Here is a 15,183-nt window from a genome sequence, read left to right as displayed (position 1 = left end):
GGGAATAATCCTTGATCAGTGCCCGGCGGGCTCGTCGGAGGCGGCCGTGGCCGTAGTCATTGGCGAGAGGCTGGGCGCGCCCAGCTGGGCCATATCCAGATCGGCCTTGGCGATCCAGAAATCGCGCTGCGCCTGCAGATAGCCCTCGACCGCGAGGATCTGCTTGCGCGCATCGGCCAGCAGCTCGAAGGTGCTGATAAACATGCCGTTGTACTGCAGCAGGTTTTCCTCGGCGATGCGCGCGCGCAGCGGCAGCACCTCGTCGCGGTAATGCCGGGCCAGGTCATGGGCCGCCTGATAACCCAGATAGGCCTCGCGCACCTGCGAGCGCGCGTTGATTGCCGTGGCGGCGGCGCGATTGAGCATCTGCCGGTACTGCGCCTCGGCTTTGGCCACCTTGGCCCCGCTCCAGTCGAACAGCGGTAACTCGACGCTGATCTCGTAGCCGCGCTGGGTCGGTTCCTCGTTGGAGCGGTTATTCACCACGCCCAGCTCCAGCACGTTGATAAAGCGCGTGGTCTTGCTCAGCCCCAGGTTGCTGGCGAGGCGCTCGGCGTCCAGGCGTACGGCCTGGATATCCAGACGCTGGGTCATGGCCAGGCGCTCGATATCCGGCAACTGCTCAGACGTAGCTGGCAATTCGGGCAGGCGATCGGGCAGCTGGAAGCCGAGCTGTGCGCCCCACAGACCGAGCAGGCGGGTCAGCTGCTCGCGGCTCTGCACCCGGGCCTGTTCGGCGCGGATCAGGTTGAGCCCGGCATCGGCATAGAAGCTCTGCTCCTGAGCCCGTTGCAGCGCGCTGTAGTTGCCCACCGCGGCCAGCCGCCGGGCCAGCTCGGCCGATACTTCGGCCGCCTGCATCACCTGCTGCATATACGCCAAGCTTTCCTGCGCCGCCACCGCGCGGTACCAGGCCTTGCGCGTCTGGCTGGCCAGCTCGAACAGGGCCAGGCGGGTCTGCCGCTGCACCTGCTCGAAGCGCTTGGCTTCCATGCCCGAGGTCAACGGCATGGCAATCAAGCGCGCCAGATTGATATGCAGGCCGCGCTCGTACTCCACCTCACTGCCCTTCTCCAAACGGCCGAAGGAAAAGCCCGGATTGGGGATACGCCCGGCCTGCACCCGTTCGGCTTCGCTGATACCCAGCGCGTCAAAGTTCGCCTGCAGGTCGCGGTTATTCAGCAACGCAACCTGCACCGCAGCGTCCACCGTCAACGGTTCGGCCAATAGCTCGGCGACCCGCTCGGCCACCTGGCTGCGCTGCTCCGGGTTTTTCACCCAGGTCACCTGCTTGTCCAGTTGCTGGCCGGCCTGTTCAACCTGACTGAAACCGCCATCCGGGGTAAAGCTGGCGCAGCCACCGAGTAGCACAACGACGGTGAACAGCCCGGCGCGGCCCGTCATACCAAGGGATTTAGTGATGGCCATGGTGCTGTTCCTTGGCCGAAGACTCGGCAGCCGGTTCGGCGGACGGCGACTCCCAGGGCTCCTGGGCATAGGTGCGCCAGCCGCCGATACGGCCGACCAGTTCGTTGGCCTCGCGCCAGTTGTGCAGCGGTTGCTCGCTAAAGCCCTGATAGGCCTTGAGCGGCGATTGATAGTGCAAGGCCGGCGTGGCGGCCTGGACGTCCAGCGGGTCGGGCGACTCGGCCCAGCTACCGAGAGGCAGCACCAGCAATGCCAGGCAGGTAAACGCCTGCCTGCGGATAAAGGGAAAACCCATCATCGAATAATCTCGCGTGCAGCGGCGCGCCTGCGTAGCGCAGGCGAACACCGACTCATAGCTAAATACGCGTCACGCTGGCCTGGACAGCAACTGTCACAAGCGCGTCAACGCACGGTTTGGCTTAGGCGAGAAACAGGCGGGGAGGTCTTTCGGGAGTTTCGGCGATAAAGCCGACAAACTGATCCAGTCGCACCAGGGACGGCTCGACCGCTTGCAGTGGGGAATGGCTGGCAACCACCGTGCTCAAGGCCACCGCGCCGACACAAAAGGCGCAGAGGCTGCATAGGCTGTTATCGGCGGCAGATAAGGACGTGCTGGAGATGTCGCTGGCGTGATGCGCACCATGGGCCGAGGCCTTAACAGGCTCAGCCATGATCATCGCACCCGGATGACGGGCCGCCATCTGCGAGTCAACCTGAACCATCGCCGCGCTCTGCTGGGTAACCGCGCATAACTGCATGCTGATGGCCGCCATGCTCTGCGCCGGGAGGGCGAGCATCAGCATCCAGATCAGAGCGCTACGCAGGGTTTTACGCATGGTGCGGGGTGTCTTCAGCACGGTTGTTGAAACGGATTATCCTCCCAACAGGCTATTTGTCCACACCCAAGCATGGGCAAAAGCACACACAGCTGGCTATGATCGGAACCCATGATCACCCCGCCACCCTTGCGTCAACCCTGCCCACCCGGTGCCTGCGACTGCGGGCGCGAACAGCTGCTTGAGCATGGCAGCAGCGATGTGCGCATTCTGCTGCTCACTCGGGCCGAGGAAAAGCGCCTGCTTGAGCGCCTGGAAAACCTGGAGAGCCTGGCGGATCTGGAGAAGATGCAGCGGCGTATCTACGAGCAGCTCGGCGTGCGCGTCGCGGTCGCGCCGGGTTTTAACGAAGTGCGCAGCATGCGCGGTATTGCCATTCAGATCGACGAACTGCCAGGGCTGTGCCGCAAGACTCGCCAGTCGATCCCCACGGCCATTCGTCGCGCACTGGAGAGACGCCCGGAAATTGCCTACAGCCTGCTCAACGCCAACGACCTATTGCGCGACACCTGAAACGACAACGGCCATGATCGCGGGATCATGGCCGTTGTCGTTTCAGGCAAGTGCGCGGTATTGCTCAGCGTTGTTGCTGACCCACACTGGCCGTGGCAGCTGGCTCAGCTTTCGGTGCAGTAGCCTCGACTGCCTCGTCCTCGGTGCGTACGGCCTTGCGGAACGACCGGATCGCCTCGCCGATATCGGACCCGGCATTTTTCAGACGTTTGGTGCCGAACACCAGCACTACGACGACCAGCAGGACCAACCAATGTTTGATATCAAACACGCCCATCTTTCTGCTCCGTTGCGCTCCGCGAGCGACTCAGTTGATGAAGATGAAGTTAACCAACAGGTACAAGCCAGCTGCCAGCGTCATCGAGATGGGCAGCGTCAGCGCCCAGGCCAGCAGAATGTTACGCACCGTGCCGGCCTGCAAGCCGCTGCGGTTGGCAACCATGGTACCGGCAACCCCTGAAGACAGCACGTGGGTGGTCGACACCGGCAGGCTGAAGATGTTCGCCAAGCCGATCGCCACGGCAGCCGTCACCTGGGCACTCATGCCCTGAGCATAGGTCATGCCGCCACGGCCGATTTTCTCGCCGACGGTCAGCACCACACGCTTCCAACCCACCATGGTGCCCAAACCAAGCGCCAGGGCCACGGCAATCACCACCCAGAAGGGCACGTATTCCGTGGTGGCGGTCAGGTCTTTACGCAGTTTTTCCAGGTCGCTCTTTTCCCGGCTGTCCAACAGGTCGAGTTTGCCAACCTTGCGGGCGGCATCATCCAGACACAGCAGGTAACGACGCATATCAATGCGCGTCGCATCCGGTACTTCAGCGTAGTTACGCACGCCTTCCAGCGCTTTCAGCAGCGCAGCCAGGGTCACTTCAGTCTGCTTCGGATCACAGCGGTAGACCTTCGGCAGCTCGGTGCGCGTGTTCTTGCCCAGTGCCAGGTACTCCGACAGCGAATCGGCATTGCGCTGATAGAACTCACCCAGGTGGACAGCCGCATCACGGGTGCGGGCGATTTCGTAGGTGGTGCTGTTGAGGTCAAGGGCAAACTGCGCGGGCACGATGCCGATCAGCACCAGCATGATCAGGCCAATCCCTTTCTGACCATCGTTGGAGCCGTGCACAAAGCTCACGCCCATGGCAGAGGACACCAGCACCAGACGGTTCCAGAACGGCGGGTGCTTCTTGCCTTTTTCCTCGGCACGCTGCTCGGGCGAGGTGTGCATGGTCGACTGCGGTTTCCACAGTTTCAGGCCAATCAGCAACAACCCGGCTACGGCAAAGCCGGCGATTGGCGAAAGCAGCAGGGACAGGCCGATATCAGTCGCTTTCTGCCAGTTCACCCCTTCAGCGACAGTGATTTCAGTGAGCAGCGCATTGGCCAGCCCCACGCCCAGGATCGAACCGATCAGGGTGTGCGAGCTGGACGCCGGAATGCCCAGGTACCAGGTGCCGAGGTTCCACAAAATGGCGGCGGCCAGCAGTGAGAACACCATGGCCAGGCCCTGCCCGGTATCCACATTGATCAGCAGCTCAACCGGCAGCAGGTGGACGATGGCATAGGCCACGCCCACACCACCCAACAGCACACCCAGAAAGTTGAACACCCCGGAGGAGAACACCGCCAGGTTAGGCGTCATCGCCTTGGTGTAGATCACGGTGGCCACGGCGTTAGCGGTGTCATGGAAACCGTTGATAAATTCAAAAGCCAGCACAAAGGTAAGTGCGAGTACCAGGCTGACAAGCAGCCACGTGTCCAGGCCTGAGAAGAGCGAGAGCATGCAAGAGCACTCTGGATTAGGGGCGCGCATTGTCACAAATGCGCCATAGAAAAGCAGTAGCCCGCCAGCAGATACTTGCATGCCACTCATCGGCGCCGGCCTGCCGGCTAGAGCCCTGCCCCGGCCCGGACCTGCGCGCTAACGCCCGCGCGCGGCCAGAATGCGCGTTGCGCCCTGGGTTTTCTGGCAATACCAGAACACCCGGCTGACACCACGGGTGATCGCCACATAGGCCAGGCGCAGGCTTTCATCCTGCATGGCCTGGTCATAGCTGTTGCTGAAAAAGCCCGAACAGGCGTACAGCGCATTGCGCAGCGGGTGCGACTCAGGCGGTTGGCAATCATCCAGGATAATCGCCACTTCGGCCTGCAGACCCTTGGCGCGGTGGATGGTGTAGGCCTTCACCGGCAGTTTCTTATCCATCTGTGCAGTGATGGCTTGCAGCGGTTCATTAAGCCGGCTGAGCAGCAATACCGCGTTTCGCTCCCGGCTGTTGCGCTCGGCGGCATAAGCGCACTGCTCGCCGATCTGTTTGAGCAGCTCCGGCAAACGCGTCTTGCTATCAAAACGCTGAATCAAGCGCACGCCATGTCCGCCCGGCTGCGTGGCTTTGATCGCCTGACTGACTTTGGCCTGCTTGTGCTGCACGCCGCCGAGCAGCGTTTCGGCATCACGGATAATTGGCTCAATCGAGCGGTAGTTGTTGGCCAGGGTCAGCACGGCGCTGCGCTTGGCCTTGCCTTTGCCGGGAAAGTGCCGGTCGAAGTCGATAAACAGCTCCGGCGAGCTGCCGCGCCAGCCGTAGATCGACTGCCAGTCATCGCCGATGGCCATCAGGCTAACGCTTTCACCCAGACCGGCCAGGGTGCGCTGCACGGCCTGCAACCACTGGACGATCTGCGGCGAAATGTCCTGAAATTCGTCGATCAACAGGTAAGTAAATGGTGCCAGCAGCTCTTGCGCCACGCTTTGCCCGCCGGCATTTAGCCGCGCCGTCAGCTCAGCAAAGGCCGCGTTGAACGTCATCAAACCCTGCGCCTGTAAAGCGCGTTCGAAGTACGGCCAGAACAACCGCAATGCCTCAAGAAACCCACGCACTGGCGCCGCAGCATCGACGTTCTGCGGCTGCAAAGCCGACAGCTCAATGCCGATACTCTCGGCAAACGCGGCCTGGGCATAAAAAGCCTCATACAGCGGCGCAGCGCTGAACTCGCCCGCCAGCCGGTACGGATCCAGCGAGGCCTTGGCCTGACGCTTGCTCTCAAGCGGCGGCATCGGCAGTTGCAACAGGCTGTGCACCTGCTGACGAAATACCGGCTGCTCGGCATAGCATTGCTGGTAAGCCTGTTTGAGCAGGCGCTGCTGGGCTGGGCGCAGGCGTCCGGCGCTGAGCGGGTTATCCAGTTCACGACTCACCGCCTGCGGGTCATCCAGCTGTTCGAACCAACGCGGGTTACCCAGCGCACTCTTGGCCACGCTGCCCATGGCCGAGTGAAATGTACGCACACACTGGCGCGCCTGGGTGGCATCGAAGGGGTAATTAAAGAACCCCAGTACCTTGAGCAGCTGTTCGCGCAGCTCGGCGCAGGAAGCATTGGTAAAGGAAATCACCGTCAGCTGCTCGGGCTTGATACCCAGCTGACAGAACATAAATGCCACCCGCAGCACCAGCGTGGTGGACTTGCCCGAACCGGCACCGGCAAAGATGCGCGTCAGCGGGTGATGGCTGAGGATCATCGCCCACTGTTCATCCGAGGGCGCACTGAGCAACCCCGCCGTCACCGCCCGCGCCACCTGCTCGCGCATGGCCTGGGCTTGCGCGGCCTCGACCGTCAGCATGGCCGGTCCGTAAATGCCTTGAATGCGCGGTTTACTGGCTGTGCGGCGCGTTTTAGCCGGCGGCTTCGTGCGGGCAGATTGACTCTTGGCAGGCACTTTTTTCGCCCGCTGTACAGGCGTGTTTAGCTGCGCAGCCGCGTCACGCTCGGCCCGCAGGTAGGCGGTTGTATGGGGGAAGTAACGCGCCAGTGCAGCGGACAACAGCCGCTTGTAGCGCTGAACAGCAGTTGGCATTCGCGATCCGGTTAGACGATAGATCGTTGAATGATAAGTGCTTTTTACAGAGAGCTGGCGACTGAGCAGTGAGAACGCGCAGCGCCTCTCACCGCTCTGCTCATCCGACAGCTGTTAGTCGAGCATGCCGATATAACGCGGGTGACTGGCAACCCGCGCCAGCCAGGTGCGGATGGCCGGATATGGGGCCAGGTCGAAGCCGCCTTCATCCGCCACATGGGTGTAGGCGTACAGAGCGATATCGGCAATCGAGAAATTCTCGCCAACCAGATAGGGCGTGCGCTGCAACTGCTTCTCCATCACCTTGAGCGCCTTGTGACCACGCACATGGCACTCCTCGTACTCGCTGCGACGCGCTTCGGGCAGGCCCTGGTAAAGCTGGATAAAGCGTGCCACCGCAACATAGGGCTCGTGGCTGTACTGCTCAAAAAACTGCCACTGCAGCACCTGAGTGCGCAGGCGCGGCTCGGTGGGCAGAAACGCACTGCCATCGGCGAGGAAGTTGAGGATGGCATTGGATTCCCACAGGCAGGTGCCGTCTTCCAGCTCCAGCACCGGGATCTTGCCGTTGGGGTTCTTGGCCAGAAAGGCGTCGCTCTGGGTCTCGCCCTTGAGGATATCGATCGGGATCCACTCATAGGGCTGATCCAGCAGGTGCAGCATCAGTTTGACCTTGTAGCAGTTGCCCGAGCGGTAATCGCCATAAACCTTGTACATATCACCCTCCTCAACCGATTTTCTCTTGGTAGGAGCCAGCACGCTGGCGCCTAAAGGTTTATCAACGCCCTAGAGTGCCTGCGCCTGACGAATCACCTCGGCCAGACGCTTGAGCCCTTCGCTCAGACGCTCCGGGGCGACATGGCTGAAGTTAAGGCGCAAATGCCCAGGGTTGGCATCCGGGTCGATAAAGAACGGCTCGCCCGGCATAAACGCCACGTTCTGCGCCAGCGCCGGAGCCAGCAGCGTGCGGGTATCCAGCGGCTGCTTGAGGGTCAGCCAGAAGAACAGCCCACCCTGGGGAATCTGCCAGTCGGCCAGGTCGCTGAAGTGTTCTTCCAGCACCGCCTGCATGGCATCGCGGCGGATGCGGTAGAAATCACGTAGCTCAGCCAGATGGCCACGGTATTTCTCGCTGCCCAGCCACTGCAACGCCTGCCACTGACCAATACGGTTGGTGTGCAAGTCCGCCGACTGCTTAAGGCGCAACAGGTAGGGGAACAGATCCGGTGTGGCAATCAGATAGCCAACGCGCAGGCCCGGCAGCAGGGTTTTCGACACGGTGCCGGTGTAGATCCAGCTGGCCTTTTGCAGCCGGCTGACAATCGGCGTGGCACTGCCAGCATCGAACACCAGCTCGCGATAAGGCTCGTCTTCGATCAGAGTCACGCCGAACTCATCCAGCAGCGCTGCCACGGCGTCGCGCTTGGCTTCGCTGTAACGCACTGCCGAAGGGTTCTGGAAGGTCGGGATCAGGTAGGCGAAAGCCGGCTTGTGATTCTCCAGACGCTGGCGCAGCGCATCGATCTGCGGGCCGTCGGCTTCCTGTGGCACGGCGATGCAATCCGCACCAAACAGCTGAAAGGCCTGCAGCGCCGCCAGGTAGGTCGGCGCTTCGAGCAGCACCTCGGTACCTGGATCGATAAACAGCTTGCTGGCCAGATCCAGGGTTTGCTGCGAACCGCTGACAATTAATACCTGACTGGCATCGCACGGCACCCCCAAGGCACGGGCTTCGGCGGCAATCGCCTCACGCAAGGCTGGCTCGCCTTCGCTCATGCCGTACTGGCCCATGCTCGCTGGCATTTCGGCCCACTCGACCTTCGGCAACATCGGCTCGGCAGGCAAGCCGCCAGCAAAGGACATCACTTCCGGACGCTGCGCCGCAGCAAGAATTTCGCGAATCAGGGAGCTTTTCAGGCGGGCAACACGTTCGGAGAAGGCCATGGAATATCACCGGTAGCAAAGGCAAATAAAAATAGGTCAAACTGTTTGACCGAAAACGGGTTGCCTGAAACTACGACGACAACCCCAGATACGTCAATAGGCTTGACCTTAATGCTTGATCTCAAGAGCACAACCACCCAGCAGGCTGCCATGGAAGCCTTCTTCTTTGGCTACCAGGCGTTTACCGCCAAAGCTGATGAAATCCTGGCGCGCCGGGGTCTGTCGCGAGTGCACCACCGCATTCTGTTCTTTATCGCCAAGTACCCGGGCCTGAGCATGAAAGAACTGCTCGGCTACCTGGGTGTGAGCAAACAGGCGCTGAACATTCCGCTGCGCCAGTTGCAGGAAATGCACCTGGTACACAGCCTGACCGCCGAAGATGACAAACGTAAACGCCTGCTCGGTTTTACTGCCGAAGGCGCCAAACTGGAACAGGCGCTGCGCCGCGAACAGGCCAAGCTGCTGCAACGCGCTTTCAGTGAAGCCGGAGAAGCTGCCGTCAGTGGCTGGCTGCAAGTCAACCAGACCCTGGGCAATAGCCGCCAAAGTGGTCATGGCGAAGGCTAGGGACAACTGTACTGACCGCTCCTTAATGCAATTGAACTGTACCGTCGATTGCCCGCACCGCTGTACCGCGACGCTCTGAGCATCTGCCCCTAGGCTGATCAGCACTGTCTCTGAGTGCTGCGCCATGACTACCGAACTGCTGCTCGCCTTTATCGCTTTCGCCTTTGTCACCTCGGTAACGCCGGGCCCGAACAACATGATGCTGCTCGCCAGCGGGGTGAACTTCGGCCTGCGCCGCAGCCTGCCGCATATGTTCGGCATCAGCCTGGGCTTTATGCTGCTGGTGGCCTCGGTGGGCCTCGGCCTTGGCCAACTGTTCGAACAAGTGCCACTGCTCTATAACGTGCTGCGCTATCTGGGCGCCGCCTACCTGCTTTACCTGGCCTGGAAGATTGCCAACTCCGGCGCACCGGACAGCCAGAGCAACGCCGCCGGTAAACCATTCAGTTTTCTCCAGGCCGCGGCCTTTCAGTGGGTCAACCCGAAAGCCTGGATCATGGCCATTGGCGCCATCACCACCTACACGCCACAGGAAAATTTCGTGGTCAATGTGCTGCTGATCGCAGCCTTATTCGCCCTGGTCAACTGCCCCAGCGTCGGCCTGTGGACGGTCGCGGGCAGCCTGCTGCGCAACTGGCTGAGCAATGCCCGCGCCCTGCGCATCTTCAATATCAGCATGGCCGTACTGCTGGTAGCCTCGCTGTACCCAATATTCGCCGACACTGGACTGCTCTGATGCACGATTTGTCGAATACCCGTCTACGGCCGCTGGCCGACACCTCAACCTCAGCGGTGGTCGCCGGTTTTATCGCCATGCTTACCGGCTATACCAGCTCACTGGTGCTGATGTTCCAGGCCGGCCAGGCCGCCGGCCTGACCAATGGGCAGATTTCCTCATGGATCTGGGCACTGTCGATTGGCATGGCAATCTGCTGCATCGGCCTTTCGCTGCGCTACCGCGCGCCGATCATGATCGCCTGGTCCACCCCCGGCGCGGCCCTGCTGATCACCAGCCTGCCCGGCGTGCCTTACAGCGAGGCAATTGGCGCTTATATCCTGGCCTCGGGGCTGATTGTGCTGATCGGCCTGACCGGCACCTTCGATCGCCTGATGCGCCGTATCCCCGCCTCCATCGCCGCCGCGTTGCTAGCCGGTGTGCTGTTCAAGATCGGCCTGGAAATCTGCGTGGCCGCCGAGCAGCAGCCACTGTTGGTGGTGGCCATGCTGGTCGCTTATCTGCTGGGCAAACGCCTGCTACCGCGCTACGCCGTGCTCGCTGCCTTGATCGTCGGCAGCGTGCTGGCCGGCGTGTTTGGCCTGCTCAATTTCGAGCACTTCGAGCTGCAACTGGCGGTGCCGGAATGGACCACGCCGAGCTTCTCCCTAGCCGCCGCGATCAGCATCGGCATCCCGCTGTTTATCGTCGCCATGGCTTCGCAGAACCTGCCCGGCATGGCCGTGCTGCGCGCCAATGGTTATGACGTGCCAGCCAGCCCGCTGCTGAGTATCACCGGGCTGACGTCAATCCTGCTGGCGCCGTTCGGCAGCCACGGCATCCATATGGCAGCCATCAGCGCAGCGATCTGCGCCGGCCCGGAAGCCCATGAAGACCCGAAAAAACGCTACACCGCTGCGATCTGGTGCGGCTTGTTCTACGCCATTGCCGGCATCTTCGGCGCCACCCTGGCCGCGCTGTTTGCTGCGCTGCCAAAAGCCTTGATTCTGTCCATCGCCGCACTGGCGCTGTTCGCCTCAATCATCGGCGGTCTGACCCAAGCCATGAGCGAGCCGAAAGAACGCGAAGCGGCGCTGATTACCTTCCTGGTAACGGCTTCGGGCATGACCCTGTTTACGGTGGGCTCGGCGTTCTGGGGCATAGTCGCAGGACTTTTGACGCTAGCGATTCTGAATTGGGGCAAGCAGGACGTTTGAGTGACGGGTATTGCTGGGCTCGAAATCATGTGGGAGGGGCTTTCGCCGCGACAGCAGCGATCAACGCTCGCCGCTAAAGCGCCTCCCACAAAGCTCCCGCTATGCAAGACTCATAAAAAACGGGCTTATGCACAACGCATAAGCCCGTTTTTATTACAGCCGGAGAAATCAGCCGCGCTGACGCTTTGGCAGCACGTCCTTGAGCTTGGCATGCATGCCGCGCAGGGTTTTCTCGGTGCTTTCCCAATCGATGCAAGCATCGGTAATGGACACACCGTACTTGAGCTGGCTGAGGTCCTTGGGAATCGACTGGTTGCCCCAGCCCAGATGACTTTCCACCATCAGGCCGACGATCGACTGGTTACCTTCAAGGATCTGGTTGGCCACGTTGTCCATCACCAGCGGTTGCAGGGCCGGGTCCTTGTTGGAGTTGGCGTGGCTGCAATCGACCATGATGTTCGGGCGGATGCCGGCTTTTGTCAGTTCCTGCTCACAAACGGCAACACTCACCGAATCGTAGTTCGGCTTGCCGTTGCCACCGCGCAGCACCACGTGGCCGTAGGCGTTGCCCTTGGTGGTGACGATGGACACGCCACCTTCCTGGTTGATACCCAGGAAACGGTGCGGGCTGGAGACCGACTGCAGGGCGTTGATCGCCACCGTCAGGCCGCCGTCGGTGCCGTTCTTGAAGCCCACAGCCGAGGACAAGCCGGAAGCCATTTCGCGGTGGGTTTGCGATTCAGTGGTACGCGCGCCGATGGCCGACCAGCTGATCAGGTCCTGCAGGTATTGCGGGGAAATCGGGTCCAGGGCTTCGGTAGCAGTCGGCAGGCCCATTTCCGCCAGGTCGCGCAGCAGTTGACGACCGATGTGCAGGCCGTCCTGGATCTTGAACGAGTCGTCCATGAACGGGTCGTTGATCAGGCCTTTCCAGCCAACGGTGGTACGTGGCTTTTCGAAATACACCCGCATGACCAGATACAGACTATCCGACAGCTCGGCAGCCAGTGCCTTGAGGCGCCCGGCATACTCGTGGGCGGCTTTGATGTCGTGGATCGAGCACGGCCCTACCACCACAAACAGGCGGTGATCCTTGCCATCGAGAATATTGCGGATCACCTCACGACCACTGGCAACCGTGCGCAGGGCAGCTTCGGTCAGCGGGATTTCACGCTTGAGCTGTGCGGGGGTGATCAGGGTGTCGTTGGAGGCAACGTTCAGGTCATCAATCGGTAAATCAGCCATCGTGCTATTCATCAGTCAGAGTCATCAGGTCACGGGTGCCGGCCGCCAGCGATCCCCGTGTGGCGGAGCACAGCATTATGAGCACAGCGGGGAAGCCGAACCTTAGCGCGTAAGGCCCGGCTCGACAATGGGCATAGCGGCTTAAGCCACGCCGGCGGAAGGCTGCCAGCTAATAAAAGCTAATTCAGGCTGGCACGGGAAAACTCAGTAGCGTGCTGGCTGATCCACTCCTGCGCGACCTGTTCGACGGGCAGGCTACAGCCCAACTCCTGCTCACGCTGATGACGGTAATGCTCAATCTGGCAAACCTGCTCGACCATACGCGCGCGAAACAGGGTGTCTTCATCAACAAAGGCAATACCTACCAGGTACTTGTCCTCCTGCTTGCGACACCAAGCCACCAGGCCGGGATAACGCGCATGCTCGCCAAACAACGGAATACGCAACTCGATGGCCGTGCCGCGGCGAAAAGCGCGGCTGGAGTTGCAAGCCACGCCGCCGAGGCTGATATTGTTGAGCCGCTGCTTGGGCACGAACGCCTGTTTGCGCAGCACCAATTCAACCGGCATATCACTGGGATGACGCAGAAAGTGACGCATCTATGACTACCTCGGATGCCATCAATTTGATACCACATTGAGCAGTATAGTGATTGAGCTGGAACTGACTGATTTAGATGCAGACCGCACTCTGCTCGACCTGCCCGGTATTTCACTGCTGATATTTACCAGCATAGGTTGTGCCAGTTGCCGTTGGGCCCGCCGTGAACTGGGCAAACTGCAGCTGCCTGTGCAGCGTCTGGCTTGGATTGATGCAGCCAACAATGGCGGTTTAGTGGCACGTTATGAGGTATTCCATCTGCCGGCCCTGTTTGCCGTACGCGATGGCCAATTTTATGGCGCACTGCACAGCCTTCTGCACAGTGCCGAACTCACCCAGGCGTTGGACACTGCTCTGTCGCGCCCCGCAGAGGAACTTCCCTGATGACTGCAACACCCCGTATTGGCATTCTCGGCTCCGGCGCGATTGGCGGTTTTTATGGCCTGATGCTGGCCCGTGCCGGCTTCGATGTGCACTTCCTGCTGCGCAGCGAGTTCGCCGCCGTCGCCAGTCAGGGCCTGCAGGTCAACAGTGCCGTGCATGGCAGCCTGCACCTGGATAACGTGCCGGCGTATCAGTCGGCCAGCGAGATGCCGCCATGCGACTGGCTGCTGGTGGGTGCAAAAACCACCAGCAACACCGAACTGGCGCCGCTGATCAGTCAGGCTGCGGCCCCCGGTGCCAAGGTGGTACTGATGCAGAACGGTCTGGCCGTGGAAGACGAACTGCGCCCGCTGCTGCCCGACTCACTGCACCTGCTGGGCGGCCTTTGCTACATCTGCGCGCATCGCAGCGCACCCGGGGTGGTCGAACACCAGGCGCTGGGCAACGTCAACCTGGGCTATCACTCAGGCCCGGCGAGCGATGCCGAGAGCCGTCAGCAGATCCTCGAACAAGGCTGCGCACTGTTCCAGGCTGCCGGGCTGGACTCCATCGGCATGGCCGAACTGAACCAGGCGCGCTGGCAGAAGCTGGTGTGGAACGTGCCCTACAACGGCCTGGCTGTGCTGCTGGGCAGCGCCACCACAGCGCTGATGGGCAATGCCGAAAGCCGCGCACTGATTGAAGCGATCATGCAGGAAGTAGTGGATGCCGCCGGTGCCTGCGGCTATCAACTGCCTGCAGGCTTTGCCGGCAAACTGCTGACGGCCACCGACCGCATGCCAGATTACCTGCCCAGCATGTACCACGACTTCGCCCTGCAACGCCCGCTGGAACTGCACGCCATCTACGCCGCACCATTAGCTGCTGCGGCCCAGGCTGGCTGCGCCATGCCGCGCACCGAGGTGCTCTATCAGACCCTGCGTTTTCTCGAACAACGCGCGTAATAGGACACAACCATGAGCAAAGGATTAGGCGACAAACTGGTGCTGGCGATTTCCTCGCGGGCGCTGTTCGATCTGCGCGACAGCCACCAGATTTATGAAAGCCAGGGCGTCGAGGCCTATCGCCAATACCAGATCGAGCATGAGGACGAGATACTCGCCCCCGGTGATGCCTTTCCCCTGGTGGAAAAACTCCTGACGCTGAACAGCACCCTCAAGCAGCAACGCGTCGAGGTGATTCTGGTCTCGCGCAACAGCGCCGACACCGGCCTGCGCGCGTTCAATTCGATTCAGCACTACGGTCTGGGCATATCCCGCGCCGCCTTTGTCGGTGGTCGCAGCCCCGACCCTTACCTGGCCGCCTTTGGTTGCCACCTGTTTCTCTCCACCCATGCCGAGGATGTGCGCAGTGCACTGCGCGCCGGTTTTGGCGCGGCGACCATTCTTTCCGGTGGCGCACGCCGGGCAGCGAGCAACGAGCTGCGTATCGCCTTCGACGGCGATGCCGTGCTGTTTTCCGATGAATCCGAGCGGGTCTATCAACAAGCCGGCTTGGAAGCCTTCCAGAGCCATGAACGGCAGTCAGCCCGTGAGCTGCTGGGCGGCGGCCCATTCAAGCCGTTCCTCGGCGCCCTACACCGCCTGCAACAAGAGTTTCCGGAAGAGCAATGCCCGATTCGCACGGCGCTGGTCACCGCGCGCTCGGCACCGGCCCACGAGCGGGTGATCCGCACCCTGCGCGAATGGAACATTCGTCTGGATGAATCGTTCTTCCTCGGCGGCCTGGAAAAAGCCGCGATTCTGGAAACCTTCGGCGCCGACGTGTTCTTCGACGACCAGGCCGGGCACTGCGAAAAAGCCCGCGAAGTCGTCGCCACCGGCCACGTACCGCACGGCATCAGCAACGAGCCACAACTCTAATTCCTACGCATGAGGG

The 15,183-nt window shown here is 61.3% G+C and carries 17 protein-coding genes; 7 read left to right on the top strand and 10 right to left on the bottom strand.

The window, feature by feature from the left end; genetic code table 11:
* Nucleotides 1-15: 15 nt before the first annotated feature.
* From ACSQ17_RS18795 to ACSQ17_RS18785, 3 genes are all read right to left on the bottom strand, one after another.
* Entirely contained in the window at nt 16-1,428 is a 1,413-nt protein-coding gene (locus ACSQ17_RS18795) for a TolC family protein (RefSeq protein WP_436070076.1), read from the bottom strand.
* A complete protein-coding gene (locus tag ACSQ17_RS18790) occupies nt 1,415-1,726 on the bottom strand; it encodes a hypothetical protein (protein ID WP_436070075.1) in 312 nt (103 codons plus the stop codon). The genes ACSQ17_RS18795 and ACSQ17_RS18790 overlap by 14 nt, the downstream gene beginning before the upstream one ends.
* Nucleotides 1,727-1,847: 121 nt before the next feature.
* Nucleotides 1,848-2,264 carry a hypothetical protein gene (locus tag ACSQ17_RS18785; RefSeq protein ID WP_436070074.1) on the bottom strand — a complete coding sequence of 139 codons (417 nt, stop codon included), beginning with the start codon at nt 2,262-2,264 and terminating at the stop codon, nt 1,848-1,850.
* Nucleotides 2,265-2,375: 111 nt separating this feature from the next.
* On the opposite strand from ACSQ17_RS18785, the gene ACSQ17_RS18780 reads away from it, so the two are divergent.
* Complete coding sequence (locus ACSQ17_RS18780; RefSeq protein ID WP_436070073.1) at nt 2,376-2,777, top strand: hypothetical protein; 402 nt, start codon at nt 2,376-2,378, stop codon at nt 2,775-2,777.
* Between the two features lie 64 nt (nt 2,778-2,841).
* Here ACSQ17_RS18780 and tatA read toward each other — a convergent pair whose 3' ends face one another.
* From tatA to ACSQ17_RS18755, 5 genes are all read right to left on the bottom strand, one after another.
* Nucleotides 2,842-3,054: a twin-arginine translocase TatA/TatE family subunit gene (tatA, locus tag ACSQ17_RS18775; protein ID WP_436070072.1), complete on the bottom strand. Its 213-nt coding sequence runs from the start codon at nt 3,052-3,054 to the stop codon at nt 2,842-2,844.
* Between the two features lie 30 nt (nt 3,055-3,084).
* Nucleotides 3,085-4,560 (bottom strand): inorganic phosphate transporter, encoded by a 1,476-nt coding sequence (locus ACSQ17_RS18770; RefSeq protein ID WP_436070071.1) that lies wholly within the window; start codon nt 4,558-4,560, stop codon nt 3,085-3,087.
* Between the two features lie 138 nt (nt 4,561-4,698).
* Complete coding sequence (locus tag ACSQ17_RS18765) at nt 4,699-6,633, bottom strand: UvrD-helicase domain-containing protein (protein WP_436070070.1); 1,935 nt, start codon at nt 6,631-6,633, stop codon at nt 4,699-4,701.
* 114 nt (nt 6,634-6,747) lie between these two features.
* Nucleotides 6,748-7,350, bottom strand: a complete 603-nt coding sequence (locus ACSQ17_RS18760; RefSeq protein ID WP_436070069.1) for a glutathione S-transferase family protein — start codon at nt 7,348-7,350, stop codon at nt 6,748-6,750.
* Between the two features lie 69 nt (nt 7,351-7,419).
* Nucleotides 7,420-8,577 carry a PLP-dependent aminotransferase family protein gene (locus tag ACSQ17_RS18755; RefSeq protein ID WP_436070068.1) on the bottom strand — a complete coding sequence of 386 codons (1,158 nt, stop codon included), beginning with the start codon at nt 8,575-8,577 and terminating at the stop codon, nt 7,420-7,422.
* Between the two features lie 111 nt (nt 8,578-8,688).
* On the opposite strand from ACSQ17_RS18755, the gene ACSQ17_RS18750 reads away from it, so the two are divergent.
* The 3 genes from ACSQ17_RS18750 (at nt 8,689) to ACSQ17_RS18740 (ending at nt 11,076) form a co-directional block, all read left to right on the top strand.
* Nucleotides 8,689-9,144 (top strand): MarR family winged helix-turn-helix transcriptional regulator, encoded by a 456-nt coding sequence (locus ACSQ17_RS18750; protein WP_436070067.1) that lies wholly within the window; start codon nt 8,689-8,691, stop codon nt 9,142-9,144.
* Between the two features lie 124 nt (nt 9,145-9,268).
* Nucleotides 9,269-9,880, top strand: a complete 612-nt coding sequence (locus ACSQ17_RS18745; protein WP_436070066.1) for a LysE family translocator — start codon at nt 9,269-9,271, stop codon at nt 9,878-9,880.
* Nucleotides 9,880-11,076 (top strand): benzoate/H(+) symporter BenE family transporter, encoded by a 1,197-nt coding sequence (locus ACSQ17_RS18740; protein WP_436070065.1) that lies wholly within the window; start codon nt 9,880-9,882, stop codon nt 11,074-11,076. The genes ACSQ17_RS18745 and ACSQ17_RS18740 overlap by 1 nt, the downstream gene beginning before the upstream one ends.
* Nucleotides 11,077-11,244: 168 nt before the next feature.
* Here ACSQ17_RS18740 and ACSQ17_RS18735 read toward each other — a convergent pair whose 3' ends face one another.
* Together ACSQ17_RS18735 and ACSQ17_RS18730 are read right to left on the bottom strand one after the other, a co-directional pair.
* Nucleotides 11,245-12,321: a 3-deoxy-7-phosphoheptulonate synthase gene (locus ACSQ17_RS18735; protein ID WP_436070064.1), complete on the bottom strand. Its 1,077-nt coding sequence runs from the start codon at nt 12,319-12,321 to the stop codon at nt 11,245-11,247.
* A gap of 179 nt (nt 12,322-12,500) precedes the next feature.
* Nucleotides 12,501-12,920: a PilZ domain-containing protein gene (locus ACSQ17_RS18730; protein WP_436070063.1), complete on the bottom strand. Its 420-nt coding sequence runs from the start codon at nt 12,918-12,920 to the stop codon at nt 12,501-12,503.
* A gap of 49 nt (nt 12,921-12,969) precedes the next feature.
* Here ACSQ17_RS18730 and ACSQ17_RS18725 point away from each other — a divergent pair, with 49 nt between their 5' ends.
* From ACSQ17_RS18725 to ACSQ17_RS18715, 3 genes are read left to right on the top strand one after another with little or no spacing between them, the layout of a single operon-like run.
* Entirely contained in the window at nt 12,970-13,305 is a 336-nt protein-coding gene (locus tag ACSQ17_RS18725) for a thioredoxin (protein ID WP_436070062.1), read from the top strand.
* Entirely contained in the window at nt 13,305-14,249 is a 945-nt protein-coding gene (locus ACSQ17_RS18720; protein ID WP_436070061.1) for a putative 2-dehydropantoate 2-reductase, read from the top strand. The genes ACSQ17_RS18725 and ACSQ17_RS18720 overlap by 1 nt, the downstream gene beginning before the upstream one ends.
* A gap of 12 nt (nt 14,250-14,261) precedes the next feature.
* Nucleotides 14,262-15,167, top strand: a complete 906-nt coding sequence (locus ACSQ17_RS18715; RefSeq protein ID WP_436070060.1) for a 5'-nucleotidase — start codon at nt 14,262-14,264, stop codon at nt 15,165-15,167.
* Nucleotides 15,168-15,183: the final 16 nt, after the last annotated feature.

The sequence above is a fragment of the Pseudomonas sp. LjRoot71 genome, from assembly GCF_964253255.1.
Lineage (GTDB): Bacteria > Pseudomonadota > Gammaproteobacteria > Pseudomonadales > Pseudomonadaceae > Aquipseudomonas.
Note: the sequence above shows the minus strand (reverse complement) of the source record. Positions and strands in the feature narration are given on the sequence as shown.

Coding starts and splice junctions, on each gene's coding strand:
- ACSQ17_RS18780 (WP_436070073.1), top strand. CDS start 2,376: ATGATCACCCCGCCACCCTTGCGTCAACCCTGCCCACCCGGTGCCTGC.
- ACSQ17_RS18715 (WP_436070060.1), top strand. CDS start 14,262: ATGAGCAAAGGATTAGGCGACAAACTGGTGCTGGCGATTTCCTCGCGG.
- ACSQ17_RS18720 (WP_436070061.1), top strand. CDS start 13,305: ATGACTGCAACACCCCGTATTGGCATTCTCGGCTCCGGCGCGATTGGC.
- ACSQ17_RS18765 (WP_436070070.1), bottom strand. CDS start 6,633: ATGCCAACTGCTGTTCAGCGCTACAAGCGGCTGTTGTCCGCTGCACTG.
- ACSQ17_RS18735 (WP_436070064.1), bottom strand. CDS start 12,321: ATGGCTGATTTACCGATTGATGACCTGAACGTTGCCTCCAACGACACC.
- ACSQ17_RS18770 (WP_436070071.1), bottom strand. CDS start 4,560: ATGCTCTCGCTCTTCTCAGGCCTGGACACGTGGCTGCTTGTCAGCCTG.
- ACSQ17_RS18755 (WP_436070068.1), bottom strand. CDS start 8,577: ATGGCCTTCTCCGAACGTGTTGCCCGCCTGAAAAGCTCCCTGATTCGC.
- ACSQ17_RS18740 (WP_436070065.1), top strand. CDS start 9,880: ATGCACGATTTGTCGAATACCCGTCTACGGCCGCTGGCCGACACCTCA.
- ACSQ17_RS18795 (WP_436070076.1), bottom strand. CDS start 1,428: ATGGCCATCACTAAATCCCTTGGTATGACGGGCCGCGCCGGGCTGTTC.
- ACSQ17_RS18785 (WP_436070074.1), bottom strand. CDS start 2,264: ATGCGTAAAACCCTGCGTAGCGCTCTGATCTGGATGCTGATGCTCGCC.
- ACSQ17_RS18750 (WP_436070067.1), top strand. CDS start 8,689: ATGCTTGATCTCAAGAGCACAACCACCCAGCAGGCTGCCATGGAAGCC.
- tatA (WP_436070072.1), bottom strand. CDS start 3,054: ATGGGCGTGTTTGATATCAAACATTGGTTGGTCCTGCTGGTCGTCGTA.
- ACSQ17_RS18790 (WP_436070075.1), bottom strand. CDS start 1,726: ATGATGGGTTTTCCCTTTATCCGCAGGCAGGCGTTTACCTGCCTGGCA.
- ACSQ17_RS18760 (WP_436070069.1), bottom strand. CDS start 7,350: ATGTACAAGGTTTATGGCGATTACCGCTCGGGCAACTGCTACAAGGTC.
- ACSQ17_RS18730 (WP_436070063.1), bottom strand. CDS start 12,920: ATGCGTCACTTTCTGCGTCATCCCAGTGATATGCCGGTTGAATTGGTG.
- ACSQ17_RS18745 (WP_436070066.1), top strand. CDS start 9,269: ATGACTACCGAACTGCTGCTCGCCTTTATCGCTTTCGCCTTTGTCACC.